At 70.1% G+C, this 14,908-nt stretch carries 16 protein-coding genes and 1 pseudogene; 14 read left to right on the forward strand and 3 right to left on the reverse strand.

Annotated elements, in window-relative coordinates:
- Positions 1 to 145: 145 nt before the first annotated feature.
- The 9 genes and pseudogenes from AB0N31_RS17555 to AB0N31_RS17595 all read left to right on the forward strand — a co-directional run.
- Positions 146 to 751, forward strand: a pseudogene (locus AB0N31_RS17555) (haloalkane dehalogenase); the annotation flags it as partial.
- Positions 752 to 936: 185 nt separating this feature from the next.
- Entirely contained in the window at positions 937 to 1,989 is a 1,053-nt protein-coding gene (locus tag AB0N31_RS17560) for a LacI family DNA-binding transcriptional regulator (protein WP_366059264.1), read from the forward strand.
- Entirely contained in the window at positions 1,986 to 3,527 is a 1,542-nt protein-coding gene (locus AB0N31_RS17565; protein WP_366059265.1) for a sugar ABC transporter ATP-binding protein, read from the forward strand. The genes AB0N31_RS17560 and AB0N31_RS17565 overlap by 4 nt, the downstream gene beginning before the upstream one ends.
- Positions 3,517 to 5,466 (forward strand): substrate-binding domain-containing protein, encoded by a 1,950-nt coding sequence (locus tag AB0N31_RS17570; protein ID WP_366059266.1) that lies wholly within the window; start codon positions 3,517 to 3,519, stop codon positions 5,464 to 5,466. Before AB0N31_RS17565 ends, AB0N31_RS17570 begins: the two co-directional genes overlap by 11 nt.
- A gap of 93 nt (positions 5,467 to 5,559) precedes the next feature.
- Entirely contained in the window at positions 5,560 to 6,477 is a 918-nt protein-coding gene (locus AB0N31_RS17575) for a ribokinase (RefSeq protein ID WP_366059267.1), read from the forward strand.
- The gene (rbsD, locus tag AB0N31_RS17580; RefSeq protein ID WP_366059268.1) at positions 6,474 to 6,863 is read left to right on the forward strand and encodes a D-ribose pyranase; all 390 of its coding nucleotides are present in this window, start codon (positions 6,474 to 6,476) and stop codon (positions 6,861 to 6,863) included. The genes AB0N31_RS17575 and rbsD overlap by 4 nt, the downstream gene beginning before the upstream one ends.
- 182 nt (positions 6,864 to 7,045) lie before the next feature.
- A complete protein-coding gene (locus AB0N31_RS17585; protein ID WP_366059269.1) occupies positions 7,046 to 7,267 on the forward strand; it encodes a type II toxin-antitoxin system VapB family antitoxin in 222 nt (73 codons plus the stop codon).
- On the forward strand, positions 7,264 to 7,674 hold the full coding sequence (locus tag AB0N31_RS17590) for a PIN domain-containing protein (RefSeq protein WP_366059270.1): 411 nt from the start codon (positions 7,264 to 7,266) through the stop codon (positions 7,672 to 7,674). The genes AB0N31_RS17585 and AB0N31_RS17590 overlap by 4 nt, the downstream gene beginning before the upstream one ends.
- A 201-nt stretch (positions 7,675 to 7,875) precedes the next feature.
- Positions 7,876 to 9,078 (forward strand): hypothetical protein, encoded by a 1,203-nt coding sequence (locus AB0N31_RS17595; protein ID WP_366059271.1) that lies wholly within the window; start codon positions 7,876 to 7,878, stop codon positions 9,076 to 9,078.
- A 67-nt stretch (positions 9,079 to 9,145) separates the two neighbouring features.
- Here AB0N31_RS17595 and AB0N31_RS17600 read toward each other — a convergent pair whose 3' ends face one another.
- On the reverse strand, positions 9,146 to 9,394 hold the full coding sequence (locus AB0N31_RS17600) for a winged helix-turn-helix domain-containing protein (protein ID WP_366059272.1): 249 nt from the start codon (positions 9,392 to 9,394) through the stop codon (positions 9,146 to 9,148).
- Between the two features lie 389 nt (positions 9,395 to 9,783).
- On the opposite strand from AB0N31_RS17600, the gene AB0N31_RS17605 reads away from it, so the two are divergent.
- A complete protein-coding gene (locus AB0N31_RS17605; RefSeq protein WP_366059273.1) occupies positions 9,784 to 10,044 on the forward strand; it encodes a hypothetical protein in 261 nt (86 codons plus the stop codon).
- 69 nt (positions 10,045 to 10,113) lie between these two features.
- Here the strand turns inward: AB0N31_RS17605 and AB0N31_RS17610 are convergent, their stop codons facing one another.
- Positions 10,114 to 10,473, reverse strand: coding sequence for a hypothetical protein (locus AB0N31_RS17610; protein WP_366059274.1), 360 nt, complete (start codon positions 10,471 to 10,473; stop codon positions 10,114 to 10,116).
- A complete protein-coding gene (locus tag AB0N31_RS17615) occupies positions 10,470 to 10,949 on the reverse strand; it encodes a hypothetical protein (RefSeq protein WP_366059275.1) in 480 nt (159 codons plus the stop codon). Before AB0N31_RS17615 ends, AB0N31_RS17610 begins: the two co-directional genes overlap by 4 nt.
- Positions 10,950 to 11,219: 270 nt before the next feature.
- Here AB0N31_RS17615 and AB0N31_RS17620 point away from each other — a divergent pair, with 270 nt between their 5' ends.
- The 4 genes from AB0N31_RS17620 to AB0N31_RS17635 are packed head-to-tail and all read left to right on the forward strand — an operon-like array spanning position 11,220 to position 14,904.
- A complete protein-coding gene (locus AB0N31_RS17620; protein WP_363088394.1) occupies positions 11,220 to 11,552 on the forward strand; it encodes a hypothetical protein in 333 nt (110 codons plus the stop codon).
- 46 nt (positions 11,553 to 11,598) lie between these two features.
- Positions 11,599 to 11,910 carry a pore-forming ESAT-6 family protein gene (locus tag AB0N31_RS17625; RefSeq protein ID WP_366059276.1) on the forward strand — a complete coding sequence of 104 codons (312 nt, stop codon included), beginning with the start codon at positions 11,599 to 11,601 and terminating at the stop codon, positions 11,908 to 11,910.
- A 49-nt stretch (positions 11,911 to 11,959) separates the two neighbouring features.
- Positions 11,960 to 12,349 (forward strand): DUF6507 family protein, encoded by a 390-nt coding sequence (locus AB0N31_RS17630; RefSeq protein ID WP_366059277.1) that lies wholly within the window; start codon positions 11,960 to 11,962, stop codon positions 12,347 to 12,349.
- Positions 12,346 to 14,904, forward strand: coding sequence for a hypothetical protein (locus AB0N31_RS17635; protein ID WP_366059278.1), 2,559 nt, complete (start codon positions 12,346 to 12,348; stop codon positions 14,902 to 14,904). The genes AB0N31_RS17630 and AB0N31_RS17635 overlap by 4 nt, the downstream gene beginning before the upstream one ends.
- Positions 14,905 to 14,908 lie beyond the last annotated feature (4 nt).

Consider the following 14,908-nt stretch of genomic DNA (forward strand, 5'->3'; position numbering starts at 1 on the left):
AGGTCCGCGAAGAAGTCCTCCAGGTCGCCCTTCTGGGCGCCGCGAGCGGGCCCCGATACTGGTTGTATCGGGGCGACCCCGACAACGCGGCGAGCGTGCGTGCCAGGCGTCGCCGGGCAGACGGGACTTTCGAAACACGCCCTAGGCCGTCCTCGTCGGCCACGACTGGGGCGGAGCGCTCGCCTTCGGCCGGGCCGCCCGCCTTCCGGGCTCCGTCCGGGGCATCGCCTTCACCGAGACGATCGTCAAACCGCTGGTCGGCGACGAGTTCCCGGCGACCGGGCGGGAGTTGTTCACCCTGCTGCGCACCCCCGGGGCGGGCGAGAAGATGATCCTGGAGGAGTCGCTGTTCGTCGAAGGGCTCCCGGACACGCTCGCCACCCCGCTCGACCCGGCCGACCTCGACGTCTACCGCCGCCCCTTCCCGACCCCGGACAGCCGGCGCCCGATACTGGCGTGGACGCGCATGATGCCGCTGGACGGCGAGCCCGCCGACGTGGTGGCCCGCGTCGAACGCTACGACGCCTGGCTGGCCGCCAGTCCCGAAGTCCCCAAGCTGCTCGCCGCGTTCGAGCCGGGTCCGGGCGCGATGACCGACGAGAAGACCGTGGCCTGGTGCGAGGAGAACATCGCGGGCCTGGAGGTCTCCCGGCACGGCCCGGCCGGTCACCACTCGCCGGAGGACCGTCCCGGGGAACTGGCCGCGGCGATCGACGCCTGGGCCGACCGCCACGGGCTGGCCTCCCGGTAGCCCTCGACCCCTGAACGGCCCTTCGCCCCCTCGTGATCACGAGGGGACCGTCGCCGTGCATCGGCGCGGCCGGCTCCGGGTGTGACATCACGATCCGGTATCGGGGTCTTGCGCACCGCCCGTGTAATCGATTCCAATCCTCCGTGACGCACATGTAAACGATTCCACAAGGAGGTGGAGCGGCGATGGCGAGCATCAAGGACGTCGCGGCCGAGGCGGGCGTTTCCGTCGCCACGGTGTCGCGTGTCCTGAACGACCATCCGTCGGTCAGCGAAGACGCACGCACGCGCGTGCTGGCCGCCGTCGAGGCCCTGGGCTACCGCCCGAACGCCGTCGCCCGGTCGCTGCGCACCGACCAGACCCGCACCCTCGGCCTGGTCATCAGCGACGTGATGAACCCCTACTTCACCGAACTGGCCCGCTCCGTCGAGGAGGAGGCCCGCGCACTCGGCTACAGCGTCATCATCGGCAACGCCGACGAGCGGCCCGACCTCCAGGACCACCACGTACGGACCCTGCTGGACCGCCGGATCGACGGTCTGCTCGTCTCCCCCACCGACGGCGGCTCGCCGCTGATGCTGGAGGCCGCGCGCGCGGGGACCCCCATGGTGTTCGTCGACCGGTGGATACCGGGCGTGGACGTGCCGGTCGTCCGGGCCGACGGACGGGCCGCCGTACGGGACCTGGTGGCGCACCTGCACCGGCTGGGGCACCGCCGGCTCGCGATCATCGCGGGCCCGGCCGCCACCACCACCGGCAGCGAGCGCGTCGAGGCGTTCCGCGAGGCCCTGGGCGCCTGCGGCATCGACCTTCCGGACGCCTACATCGGGCAGGGCGACTTCCAGGCCGAGAGCGGCCGGCGGGTCACCGAGGGCTTCCTCGACCTGCCCGAGCCGCCCGAGGTCGTGTTCGCCGCCGACAACCTGATGGCACTGGGCGCGCTGGACGCCGTACGCGCGCGCGGGCTGCGGGTTCCCGACGACATCGCGCTCGCCGCGTTCGACGACATCCCGTGGTTCGTGCACACCGATCCCCCGATCACCGCCATCGCCCAGCCGACGGGCGAGCTGGGGCGCGCGGCCGTACGCGCGCTGGTCGACCGGATCGAGGGGCGGACCCCGCGGTCCGTCACCCTCCCCGCCCGTCTGGTCGTGCGCCGCTCGTGCGGCGAGACGGGCGACGGCGGCGACACCGGCGGCACCGGCGAGAACTCAGCAAAGGACAGGAGCCAGTCGTGAGCAACGCGGACGAGTTGCTGCGCATCGAAGGCATACGCAAGACCTTCCCCGGGGTGGTCGCGCTCGACAGCGTCGACTTCGACCTGCGGCGGGGCGAGGTGCATGTGCTGCTCGGTGAGAACGGCGCGGGCAAGAGCACCCTCATCAAGATGCTCTCCGGCGCCTACACGCCCGACGCCGGGCGGATCCTGGCCGGCGGCGAGGAGGTGCGCATCCACGGGGCGCAGGACTCCGAGCGCCTCGGGATCGCCACCATCTACCAGGAGTTCAACCTCGTCCCCGACCTGACGGTCGCCGAGAACATCTTCCTGGGGCGCCAGCCGCGCCGGTTCGGGATGATCGACCGCAAGCGGATGGAGGCCGACGCGGCCGTCCTGCTGGAGCGGGTCGGCGTCACCGTGTCGCCCCGCGCGCGAGTGCGCGAACTGGGCATCGCACGCCTGCAGATGGTCGAGATCGCCAAGGCGCTGAGCCTGGACGCGCGCGTGCTGATCATGGACGAGCCGACGGCCGTGCTCACCTCCGAGGAGGTCGAGAAGCTCTTCGCGATCGTGCGCAGGCTGCGCGAGGACGGCGTGGGCATCGTGTTCATCACCCACCACCTGGAGGAGATCGCGGCGCTGGGCGACCGGGTCACGGTCATCCGGGACGGCAGGAGCGTCGGGCAGGTCCCGGCGTCCACGCCCGAGGACGAGCTGGTACGGCTGATGGTGGGCCGTTCCATCGAGCAGCAGTACCCGCGGGAGCGCGCCGAGGCCGGCACCGCCCTGCTGTCCGTCGAGGGGCTGACGCGGGACGGTGTCTTCCACGACGTCAGCTTCGAGGTGCGGGCCGGCGAGGTCGTCGGTGTGGCGGGGCTGGTCGGCGCGGGCCGTACCGAGGTCGTACGGGCCGTCTTCGGGGCGGACCCCTACGACCACGGAACCGTGCGGGTGGCGGGCGCGCGGCTGCCCCGCCACGACGTGACCGCGGCCCTGGCCGCCGGGATCGGGCTGGTGCCGGAGGACCGCAAGGGGCAGGGGCTGGTGCTGGACGCCTCCGTCGAGGAGAACCTCGGCCTGGTCACCCTGCGTTCGGCCACCCGTGCCGGGCTCGTCGACCTCAAGGGGCAGCACGAGGCCGCGGGCCGCATCGCCGAACAGCTCGGCGTGCGCATGGCCGGGCTCGGCCAGCAGGTGCGCACGCTGTCCGGCGGCAACCAGCAGAAGGTCGTCATCGGCAAGTGGCTCCTGGCGGACACCAGGGTGCTGATCCTCGACGAGCCGACGCGCGGCATCGACGTCGGCGCCAAGGTGGAGATCTACCAGCTGATCAACGAGCTGACGGCCGCCGGGGCCGCCGTCCTGATGATCTCCAGTGATCTGCCCGAGGTGCTCGGCATGAGCGACCGGGTGCTGGTGATGGCCCAGGGCCGGATCGCCGGCGAACTCCCGGCGGGCGAGGCCACCCAGGACGCGGTGATGGCACTCGCCGTGAGCACCCCTACGACCCCTACCACCCCTACGACCACTGAAGTGGAGGCCGGCCGTGGCCGCTGACACGCTCAAGAGCACGACGGGCGCCGGTGGCGGCGCCGCGGCGGTGCGCCGCCTGCTGCTCGACAACGGGGCGCTCACCGCGCTCATCGTCCTCGTCATCGCCATGTCGGCGCTGTCGGGCGACTTCCTGACGACGGACAACCTGCTCAACGTGGGTGTCCAGGCGGCCGTGACCGCCATCCTCGCCTTCGGCGTGACCTTCGTGATCGTCTCGGCGGGCATCGACCTGTCGGTCGGCTCGGTGGCGGCGCTGTCGGCCACCGTCCTCGCCTGGAGCGCCACCTCGCACGGCGTGCCGGTCGTCCTCGCGGTCGTGCTGGCCGTCGCCACCGGCGTCGCGGCCGGTCTGGTGAACGGTTTCCTCATCGCCTACGGCAAGCTGCCGCCGTTCATCGCGACGCTCGCCATGCTGTCGGTGGCGCGCGGTCTGTCGCTGGTGATCTCCGAGGGCTCCCCGATCGCCTTCCCCGACTCCGTCTCGCACCTCGGGGACACGCTCGGCGGCTGGCTGCCGGTGCCCGTGCTGGTCATGGTCGTCATGGGCCTGATCGCCGCGTTCGTCCTGGGCCGCACCTACATCGGCCGCTCGATGTACGCCATCGGCGGCAACGAGGAGGCCGCGCGCCTGTCCGGGCTGCGGGTGAAGAAGCAGAAGCTCGCCATCTACGCGCTGTCCGGCGTGTTCGCCGCCGCGGCGGGCATCGTGCTCGCCTCCCGGCTGTCCTCCGCGCAGCCGCAGGCCGCCGACGGCTACGAGCTGGACGCGATCGCCGCGGTCGTCATCGGCGGCGCCTCCCTGGCGGGCGGCACGGGCAAGGCGTCCGGCACCCTGATCGGCGCGCTGATCCTGGCCGTGCTGCGCAACGGCCTCAACCTGCTGTCGGTGTCGGCGTTCTGGCAGCAGGTCGTCATCGGTGTCGTCATCGCGCTGGCCGTGCTGCTGGACACCGTGCGCCGCAAGGCCGGGGCGACCCCGGTGGCCGCCGGGACGGGCGGCGGCAAGGGCCGGCAGGCGGCGACGTACGGGCTCGCCGCGGTCGTCACCGTGGCGGTGGTCGGCGCGACCTCCTTCCTGCACAACGGATCCTCGTCGACGGCGAACCCGAAGGTCGGTCTCGCGCTCTCCACCCTCAACAACCCGTTCTTCGTGCAGATCCAGTCGGGCGCGAAGGCCGAGGCGAAGAAGCTGGGCGTCGACCTGACCGTCACCGACGCGCAGAACGACGCCTCGCAGCAGGCCAACCAGCTCCAGAACTTCACCAGTTCCGGCTACGACGCGATCGTCGTCAACCCGGTGGACTCCGACGCGGCCGGTCCGGCCGTGCGTGCCGCCGACAAGGCGGAGATCCCGGTCGTCGCGGTCGACCGCGGCGTCAACAAGGCGACCACGGACACCCTCGTGGCCTCCGACAACGTGGCCGGCGGTGAACTCGCCGCCAAGACCGTCGCCGAGAAGCTCGGCGGCACCGGCAAGATCGTGATCCTCCAGGGCCAGGCGGGCACCTCCGCGGCCCGCGAGCGCGCCGAGGGCTTCGCGAAGGGCCTGAAGGCCTACCCCGGCATCCGGGTGCTGGCCCAACAGCCGGCCGACTTCGACCGCACCAAGGGCCTCGACGTGATGTCGAACCTGCTCCAGGCCCACCCGGACGTCCAGGGCGTCATCGCCGCCAACGACGAAATGGCGCTCGGCGCGATCAAGGCGCTCGGCTCCAAGGCCGGCAAGTCCGTCCAGGTCGTCGGCTTCGACGGCACGCCTGACGGCCTGACCGCGGTCGGGAACGGCACGCTGTACGCGTCCGTGGCGCAGCAGCCCTCGGAGCTGGGCAGGATCGCCGTGGACAACGCGCTCAAGGCACTGCGGGGCAAGAAGGTCGCGGAGACGGTGAAGGTGCCGGTGAAGGTGGTCACGAAGGAGAACGTGGCCGGCTTCGGCGGCTGACATTCGGCAAGTGGGCGGGGCGGGCGGGCGGCCGGAGAACCGGGGTCCGTCCGCCCGCCCCACGTCGCGTACGACGTACGCAGGGGAGTTCTCATGTACGACTACGACCTTCTGGTCGTGGGGTCGGCCAACGCCGACCTGGTGATCGGCGTCGAACGGCGCCCGGCGGCGGGCGAGACGGTCCTCGGCTCGGACCTGGCCGTCCACCCGGGCGGCAAGGGCGCCAACCAGGCGGTTGCGGCCGCCCGTCTCGGCGCCCGCACGGCGCTGCTGGCCCGGATCGGCGACGACGCGTACGGCCGGCTGCTGCTCGACTCGCAGCGGGCGGCCGGGGTGGACACCGTGGGTGTGCTGGTGGGCGGGGCGCCGACCGGCGTCGCGCTGATCACGGTCGACCCGTCGGGCGACAACAGCATCGTGGTGTCCCCGGGCGCGAACGGGCGCCTGACACCGCAGGACGTGCGCGCCGCGGCCGGCCTGTTCCACGCCTCCCGCGTGGTGTCGGCGCAGCTGGAGATCCCGCTGGAGACGGTCGTGGAGGTCGTACGGAACCTGGCGCCGGACAACCGCTTCGTGCTGAACCCGTCGCCGCCGCGTCCGCTGCCCGCCGAGGTGCTGGCGGCCTGTGATCCGCTGATCGTCAACGAGCACGAGGCGAAGGTCATCCTCGGGGAGACGGGGACAGGGGACGCGGTGGCCGACGACCGGCCCGAGGAGTGGGCGCGGCTGCTGCTCGCGAAGGGGCCGAAGTCGGTGGTCGTGACGCTGGGTGCGGAGGGCGCGCTGGTGGCGTCGGCGGAGGGCGTGGAGCGGGTGGCGGCGGTGAAGGTCGACGCCGTGGACACGACCGGGGCGGGCGACTCCTTCACGGCGGCGCTGGCGTGGAAGCTGGGCGCGGGGGTCCCGCTCGCGGAGGCCGCGGCGTACGCGGCGCGGGTGGGGGCGGTGGCCGTGACGCGACGGGGCGCGCAGGAGTCGTTCCCCACGGCGGCGGAGGTCGGTGCGCTGTGAGGAAGGCAGGGATCCTCAACCGTCATCTCGCGGGCGCGCTGGCCGAGTTGGGGCACGGGCACGGGGTGCTGGTGTGCGACGCGGGCATGCCGATCCCGGAGGGCCCGCGCGTCGTGGACCTCGCCTTCCGGGCGGGGGTCCCCTCCTTCACGGAGGTGGTGGAGGGCCTGCTGGCCGAGCTGGTCGTGGAGGGCGCGACGGCAGCGGCCGAGGTACGGGAGGCGAACCCGGCGGCGGCCGGGCTGCTGGACGCCCACTTCCCCGACCTGACCCTGGTCCCGCACGAGGAGCTGAAGAGGCTGTCGTCGGGGGCCCGGCTGGTGGTGCGCACGGGCGAGGCCCGGCCGTACGCGAACGTGCTGCTGCGGTGTGGGGTGTTCTTCTGACCCGGTGAGGTGTGCGGAGGCTTCGAGGGGCCCGGCCGGTTGGCCGGGCCCTCGGCCTTCCCCCTGCGCCGCCGGAACCCCCGCCATCCTCCGGGGCCGGGAACCGGTTCCAGCGGTGGGTCCGTAAATGTTGGTGCCATACTCTTCTATGTACATAACCAACATCTCGTAGGAGGTGCGGTATGTCCGTGACCCAGATTGACATCGACGACGACGCCCTGGAACGCGCCATGGCTCTGTCCAAGGTCAGGACCAAGAAGGAAGCGGTCAACCTCGCTCTGCACTTCTACGCCGAACAGCAGGAGCGTGCGGCGCGCATCAGCCGTCACTTCGAGCGCGCGCGTGACTGGGGCGCCGTCGAGGACGCCGAGCGTCTGCACCGGGCGGAGAAGCACAGCCGGTGATCTACCTGCTCGACACGTCCGGCCTGGTTCGGTTGCTCCGTGACCCCGAACTGCAGTCGGCGTGGTACGACGCGATCGATGCCGGGAGCATCGGATCCTGCTACGTCCAGCGCGCCGAATTCCTCCACAGCGCCCGGAACGGACGCGAGTACGACGAGATCGCGGAGATGTTCACCGATCTCTACCCCGACGTGTCGGTGCCGAAGAACGCCGGACGTTGGGTCGGCGCGGTGCAGCACCGGATGGCCCAGGCCGGGGAGCACCGCAGCGCCTCCGCGGTGGACCTCGCCATCGCCGCCACCGCGGCCCACCACGGTCTCACCGTCCTGCACGACGACGCCGACTACCGCACTGTCGCCCGGCACGCATCCGACCTGACCGAGCACAACGTCCACGACATCGCCTGACGCGCGTCCGGCCTCGAGCGGAAGGTGCGGGCGTCTCGGGGCCCTCCGTCCGACCTGGCCTTCGGCACATGCCAAACGCATCAAACCTACGTGCCGAAGAGTCCACCTGTTGTGATGAAACCAGCAGTTCAGAGCAGCTTTCTGCACGATACGGCCCCATGATGGCGTGGTCTCCCCACCCTCCTCACGAGGAGTACGACCATGTCCGAAACGACCGAGCCCAACGTCGGTACGTTCACCCTCGCCGACCCGCTGACGACCGAGCCCCCCACCCCGGTCGAGGTACCGGAACACGGGGAATGGCAGCTGCCGAACGGCTTCGCCTGGGTCTTCCCCGGTGAGGGCAACAACGGTCTCGTCCGGCCCGTGATCATGGCCGACGGCTTCAACCTCGGTCGCAGCGAGCTGGACAAGCTCTACCAGGGGCTGGAGGGCGGCCACCCCTTCATCTCCGAGCTGCGCCGGCGTGGCAGGGACGTGATCCTCCTCGGCTTCGAGGAGCGCAGCGCGTCCATCCTGGACAACGCGCAGACGGCCCAGGCCGCCGTCATGCGGGCCGTCGCCGAGCAACAGGGTGACGCCCGCCTGGTCGTCGGCGGCTTCAGCATGGGCGGCATCGTCACCCGCTACGCGCTGGCCAAGATGGAGATGCAGCGGATGGACCACCGGACCGCGCTGTACTTCTCCTACGACAGCCCGCACCGCGGCGCCTCCATCCCCGTCGGGGTGCAGGCTTTCTCGTACTTCATCCCGTTCGCGAACGACTTCGCACGGCAGATGGACAGCCCGGCCGCGCGCCAGATGCTGTGGCGGCACTACGACAAGGACACCGGCAAGATCGGGGTCGCCCCGGAGCGCACGGAGTTCCTGGACGCCCTGAACCGGGTCGGCGGCTGGCCGCGGATCCCGAGGACGATCGCCGTCGCCAACGGCCGCGCCGACGGGGTCGGCCTGCCCGACGTGAAGCCCGGCGAGGTCGCGCTGCGGATCGACGGGATCTACCCCGGCACCACCTTCTACACCCAGGACCAGGGCGCCGACGTGACGGCCGCCTACCTGAACCGGCGGTTCCCCAAGGCCGAGAAGACCATCACCACCAGCGACTTCCCGGAGCTGGACGGCGCGCCGGGCGGCACGCTGCACACGTACAAGATCCTCGCCGAGGCGATGCGCAAGCTCGGCGGCACGGTCGACCTGCGGCACGAGGAGGTCTGCTTCGTCCCGTCGGTGAGCGCGGTGGCCGTCCGCGACATCGAGACGCAGAAGGACCTGTACACGAACATCGACGACCTCGCGCCGGAGGAGAGCGAGCTGGACGACTACCTCTGCTCGTCCACGACCACGGCGCACACGGCGATCACCGAGGAACTCTGCGCCTGGCTGCTGGCCCGACTGCCCGACTGACCCGACGCCTCGCGCCAGGCACCACCGGGGCCGCCCGTCCGCTCACATCCTGCGGAGGGCGGCCCCTTCACGCGGGTGGCAGGGGGTCGGAGACGAACGACCCTCGGGCGCGCACGGTCACCACGAGTCCCCTGTCCCGCAGGATGTCCAGAGCGCGGCGGACTGTGCCGGGACCGACTTTGTGCTCGTGCGTCATGCTCAGTTCGCCCGGCAGCCGCGTGCCCGGCGGGTACTCACCGGAACGGATCTTCCGCTCGATGATCGCGGCGAGCTGTTCATAGACGTACTGCGGTGAATCGGCGCTGATCTTGTCCACCCGTTGACCGTATGCCGCTACCTTCCACCGCGCATTACTTAGTACTACTACCAACTACTACCTACCACTACCATCCGCGCGGTACAGTCCGGGGAAACGAAGACGCCCCGGCGGGAAGATGACAGCTTCCGTGCCGGGGCTGAGCCGACGCTAGGAGTCGACCTGTGCGGCAGCCTACTGGCCGCGATCCTGAGCCTTTTCCTGCCGCCTCGCGGAACGCACCGCGCCCTCGATCCGTTCCCGTTCGCGGTCGTCTCCGCGCAGCGGCCCTCCCACACGCGTCGGACGCGGCCCTGCCCCACGGACGTGGTCCTCGTCGACGGTCTGCCCCTGGTGCGGCCGTACCTCGCCGCCCTGGGCCAGGACCACGTCCCGGCGGAGGCCGCCGCATGAGCGCGCGGCGCTTCCGCAGCCTCGGCGTCGACCCCACCACCGGCAGGGAGGCGTTCGTGGTCGCACGCCCCGGCGGCGTGCTGGAGGAACTGGCCGACACGCACGCCCTGAAGGCCGCCGCCGTGCTGGTGACGGTCGTCGGCGCCGTACTGGAGGGAGGCCGGTCGTCGGACACCGAACTCGCCGCCTTCGTACCGTCGCTGCACGCGGCACTGGAGGAGTGCGTGGGGATCATGGCGGCGGACAGGGGGCGGTGACGTGGACGAGTCGTCGGACATCACGTCGCCGTGATCTCGACGGCCCGCTTTTCACTCGGCTGTGCGGGATCAGCTTCGATCCGTGGCTCGCGGGTGCCCCGTGCCCGCGAAAGTGATCCAGCAGGTGTCACGGGTCGTGTCCAGGAGGTACCAGACACGGCCGCCGCCGGTCACCTCGATCTGCCACTGCTCGCAGGTCTGTCCTCGGTGTGTACCGTGCGCCAGACCGCCCTTGAGTCGGTGGTGCCGGGGTGTCTCGGTGGCCGGCCTGGGGGCGGTACGCATGGTGATCCAGGCTCGGCAGGTGTTCTCGCGGGCCTGTTGGGCGAGGTTCTCCCAGCCTTTGGCCGAGGCCGCGTCCGCGAAGCGGACCTCCCAGTGGCCTTCTGGCGCCGGTGGTGCGGCACGGTCGCCGCGACCCGCCGTCATACGACGTCCCGCGGGTCCGGCACCGGGCCGTAGTCCTCGCCGTGATCCCGGGTCAGCGCGGTCAGCAGCTCGGGGTCGGAGTAGACCTCGGCGGTGTGCTGCCAGGCGATGAGCAGCTGGGCGACGGACGCGCTGTTGCCGATCGAGTCGGCGGCGCGCATGGTGCCGACCAGTTCGACGGCGAAGGCGTGGAGGTCGGGCTCGGGCAGGAAACGGACCCACGGGAAGGCGTCCGGCAGTATGTCGAGGAGCAGTTCCATGCTGTCGGGCTCCCGGCGCGCCAACGCGGCCAGCATCCGGGTGGCCGCCGACACCACGGTCTGATCCTGCTCGGCCCGCGCCGCGGTGGTGAGGACCAGGTCCTCACCGTCTCTGCGGTGCAGGAGCAGTCTCGGTGATTTCTGGAGCCGGGCCAGCGTCTGCTTGTTCTTGTTCACCAGCTCGGAGAAGTTCACGGCCGCACTCTCGATACCCATGACTTTGAAAATACTTCGAAACTTCCCTTGGTGCCATCACCCGGAAGAGGGGTGAAGAGCAGCGGACCGCTCATGCGCGAGGGCACCGTCCTGGGCGCCTGCCTGCCGGGCAGCGGGCGATGACGGGTCGGGGCGAGATGGCGGGACCTTGTTCCGACCGTGTCCGGATCAGGTCACGGCACGATCAACCGCGTTGCGTCCGCAACGAATTGTGCGACAACATGCTCGAACAACTATGTGATGTGTACGTGATGCACGGGGGTGACACACGTGAAGTTCGACATGGGGTCCACGACCCTGTCTGATCTGGGCAAGAGCACGGTCGGTTCGAGCACCGACCTGGGCACCCTGATCCGCATGCTCATCCAGGCGGCCGAGCCGCTGGAGGGCAAGTTCAACGGCTCCGGAAAGGTCGCCTTCGACTCCTTCAAGACGCGTGCGGACGAGATCACCGCCGCGCTGAACGAGTCGCTCGGCGCGATCCTCGAAGGCCAGGGCGGCATGGACACCGCGTTCGCCACCGGTGACACCGAACAGCAGGACAACGCCAACAAGAACATGGGCGCCGCCAACTTCGACGCGGCCCGCTTCGGCGCGCGCTAGACCGCCGGCCAGGGCAGAAGCCGACAACCACAGGGGGTTTGTGACGATGGGCCAGAATCTGGACCGCCGCTCCTACGACACCGGCGCGTCGAGCGAGGTGCAGGGCGGACTGCAGGGAATCGTGGGGCAGTTGGAGCGCGTGCTGACCGACCGCGACAGCGCGGTGAAGGCCGCCATGGCCGACTTCCAGGCCGACGGGGTCTCCGAGGAGTACCACGGCAAGGAGCTGCGCTGGAACCGCGCGGCCAACGAGGTGCGCAGCATCATCCAACTGGTGCGCACGACCCTCGAGGACAACGACGGAACGGCCCAGTCGACGATGGCGAGGGCGCGGACGGCGGTCGACAACATCGGCTGACGCGGGCGCGTCGGCGAAACGACGGCACACGGAATCACGGGGAATCCACATGACGGGGTGGGACATCTCGCCGTCGGGCGTTCAGCACGTCCTCACGGAGACGGCGAAGGCGGCCGAGGGACTCTCGGACACCGGGAAGGCCCTGCAGGAGACCATGCCGAGCGCGGCGAAGTCCGCCGGCACCATCCAGCAGGGCGGCGTGGAGAAGAGCGGAGTCCAGGGGCCGGTCGCGGCGGCGTTGGGAGAGTTCTTCACGGCCTATCAGGAGAAGCTGATGTACGTCGCGGTGCGCACGTCGAACTCCCTCAACGGGGCGGCCACCGCGACCAACGCGTACGTCAAGGGTGATCTGGACATGGCCGCGCAGGCCCAGGCGAACGCGCTGAAGGAACCGAAGATCGACCTGCCCGGCGTGGACGGGCAGCAGGGGGGCCAGTGAGCGCGGACCTCATCGACCCGCAGAACATCCCGCAGTTCACCGGTGACCTGGAACAACTGGGCACGGATTCCATGCTGCTGACGGCGGAGGCGCTCGTCTTCCGCCAGTCGGGGTCGGACGTGCACACCCGCTTCCAGGGGCTGTCGGCGTGCTACACCGCCCCGGAGGCGGACCAGCTGTTCGCCACGACGGCGCCGGTGGCGGCCAAGGCCGACGAGTTCGCCGACGACCTGGAGAAGGTGGCGGCGGCCCTCAGCTCGTACGAGACGGAGATCCAGCCGCTCGTGGCCAAGCTGAAGAGCCTCAAGCAGCGTGCGGAGACCTTCCGGCACCAGATCGCGGGGGACGACGACTGGCGCGAGGACGACGACAACGTCCAGCTCAACAACGACCTGGTGCACGACGTCAACGCCACCACGGCCGCCTTCTGGCAGGCCGAGATCACCTGCCACAACAAGATCACCGCACTGGTGGGCGGCTCGACGCTGATCCTGGAGGACGGCGCCCAGAAACGGCTGGTCAAGCGCGGCACCACCACCTACGGCTTCACCGCCGACCTCCTGAACCAGTCCGAGGAACTGCCCTGGGGCAGGACCGTGGAGAAGGAGCGGCACGGGCTCGACTGGCTGGGCCACCAAGTGTGCGATTTCGGCAAGGGGTTCGTCGTCGACGGGGTGTGGGGCACGATCCGCGGCCTCGGCACCCTCGTCGGCGTGGACGGGTGGGACGCCGCGGGCGAGGCCTGGAAGGGGCTCGGCAAGCTCGCGACCGGCGTGCTCGTCACCGCGGTGCCCGTCGTCGGCGTCGCGTACTGGATGATGCCCGAGGACAAGTTGCCCTCCTATCTGCGCGACTCCCGCAACACGGTCAAGGAGGCGGGCAAGGCGCTGGTCGCCTGGGACGAGTGGGGCAAGAACCCGGCACGGGCGGGCGGCGCGGTCACCTTCAACGTCCTGACGACGGTTTTCACCGGAGGCGCCGGAGCTGCGGCCAAGGGTGGCTCCGTGGCCCGCACGATGGGTGTGCTCGGCAAGACGGCACGGCTGGTCGACCCCATGACGTACCTCGGCAAGGCCGCCAAGTTCGGCACGGTCAAGGTCACCGATCTGTTCGCCGGCCTGCGGGGCGTGCACGCGGGCGCCTACGACGACATCCTCTCCGGAGCGGGACGCGTCCAGCCGGACGGCAGCGTGGTCAGGGTCGCCGACGACATGCCGGTCATCCGCGACAACGTCGTGGAGTGGCCGGACGGAACCCGCCTGAACCTGGACGACGGCTCGGTCGTGCGCGCGGACGGGACGGCGGCGCCGGCGAAGGTGGAACTGTCGTCGGCAGATCGGGAGTTGTTGGAGCGGAGCCTGCCGCACGAGGAGGGTGCGCTCGTCGGGGCGGGTGATCGGGCAGGCGCACATGCCACCGGGGGCACGGCGGCCCACGTCGGCGGCGACGCGACGGGGCGGCCCGGCGGGAACACGGAGCCGACCGCTCACGTCGGCGAGCACGCCCGAGCGCGCGGCACGGACACGGTGCCCGCACGCGACGGTGACGGAAGGTCTCCGGCACCGCATGCCTCCACGCACTCAGGCGGCGGATCCGACAGAGCAACAGGCGATGCCGACAGGTCCGGTACCGGTCACGAGCCATCGAGGTCTTCCGCAAGGTCAAGTGGTTCTGATCACCATTCCGGAGGAGGAAATCCCCCCGGGGACCGGGAACTCACCGCAGCGGAACGAAAGCGCATCCAGGACGAGCATGTCTGGAAGGCCAACAACGACCCGGCTTGGCGCGATGAACACTATGACGCTCTCGACCGACGCAAGGATGCCTCCAGGATCGTTGACGGTGTCGAACTGCCCATCCTGGCAAGGGATGCGAACGGTAACCTGGTAGCCAAGCACGACCTGCCGAGCGGCCCGTCGGATGTCAAGTACGGCCGGACGCCGCTGGGGCCGGACTCGGCAGCCCCCGCGCATCGTCCTGAACTCGACAGGCTAGCGAAAGACCGCAAGGTTGCCGGGGATCTCACCGATGCAAAAAAGGCGTTCGAGGAATCCGCCACAGACCATGCACACGAGGCCCTCAAAAAGGCACAAGAGGCATATACCAAGCAACTCGGTGACGTGCCGAACAACAGCAAGATATCCGAGAAGCTGGGCGAGAAGGCCGCTGAACTGCATGTGGTTCCGCACGAGTTCTCAGGCGCCGAGTGGGTGCCACTTCCAAAGACACCCAACGGCGCCGACATGTTCGACCAGGTGTACAAGGTCGGCGATGACGGGAGCTATGTGATAGTCGAGGCGAAGGCACCCTCGGCGGACCTCGGTTGGCGCCGAGGAGCAGGCGCCTATGATGGCATGATGGTAAAACAGGGCACCAAGGAATACGTCTACACAATCCTTGAGAAGATGTGGTCACGAGGTGGGGCAGATGCCAAGATCGCCAATGCCCTCGAAGACGCTCTGGAAAGCGGAAAACTGCAGTACGTCCTGGTGAAGGCGCAGGAGAACACGGGATCCTACACTGGTGCCGTGATGGAATACTTCAAGATCGGTTAGAGGT

Source organism: Streptomyces sp. NPDC051051 (assembly GCF_040682975.1).
Classification (GTDB): domain Bacteria; phylum Actinomycetota; class Actinomycetes; order Streptomycetales; family Streptomycetaceae; genus Streptomyces.

What these genes read in the sequence shown, in the direction of transcription:
- AB0N31_RS17605 (WP_366059273.1), top strand. Translation starts at nt 9,784, where the DNA reads ATGAGCGCGCGGCGCTTCCGCAGCCTCGGCGTCGACCCCACCACCGGC.
- AB0N31_RS17560 (WP_366059264.1), top strand. Translation starts at nt 937, where the DNA reads ATGGCGAGCATCAAGGACGTCGCGGCCGAGGCGGGCGTTTCCGTCGCC.
- AB0N31_RS17630 (WP_366059277.1), top strand. Translation starts at nt 11,960, where the DNA reads ATGACGGGGTGGGACATCTCGCCGTCGGGCGTTCAGCACGTCCTCACG.
- AB0N31_RS17575 (WP_366059267.1), top strand. Translation starts at nt 5,560, where the DNA reads ATGTACGACTACGACCTTCTGGTCGTGGGGTCGGCCAACGCCGACCTG.
- AB0N31_RS17585 (WP_366059269.1), top strand. Translation starts at nt 7,046, where the DNA reads ATGTCCGTGACCCAGATTGACATCGACGACGACGCCCTGGAACGCGCC.
- AB0N31_RS17610 (WP_366059274.1), bottom strand. Translation starts at nt 10,473, where the DNA reads ATGACGGCGGGTCGCGGCGACCGTGCCGCACCACCGGCGCCAGAAGGC.
- AB0N31_RS17625 (WP_366059276.1), top strand. Translation starts at nt 11,599, where the DNA reads ATGGGCCAGAATCTGGACCGCCGCTCCTACGACACCGGCGCGTCGAGC.
- AB0N31_RS17615 (WP_366059275.1), bottom strand. Translation starts at nt 10,949, where the DNA reads ATGGGTATCGAGAGTGCGGCCGTGAACTTCTCCGAGCTGGTGAACAAG.
- AB0N31_RS17595 (WP_366059271.1), top strand. Translation starts at nt 7,876, where the DNA reads ATGTCCGAAACGACCGAGCCCAACGTCGGTACGTTCACCCTCGCCGAC.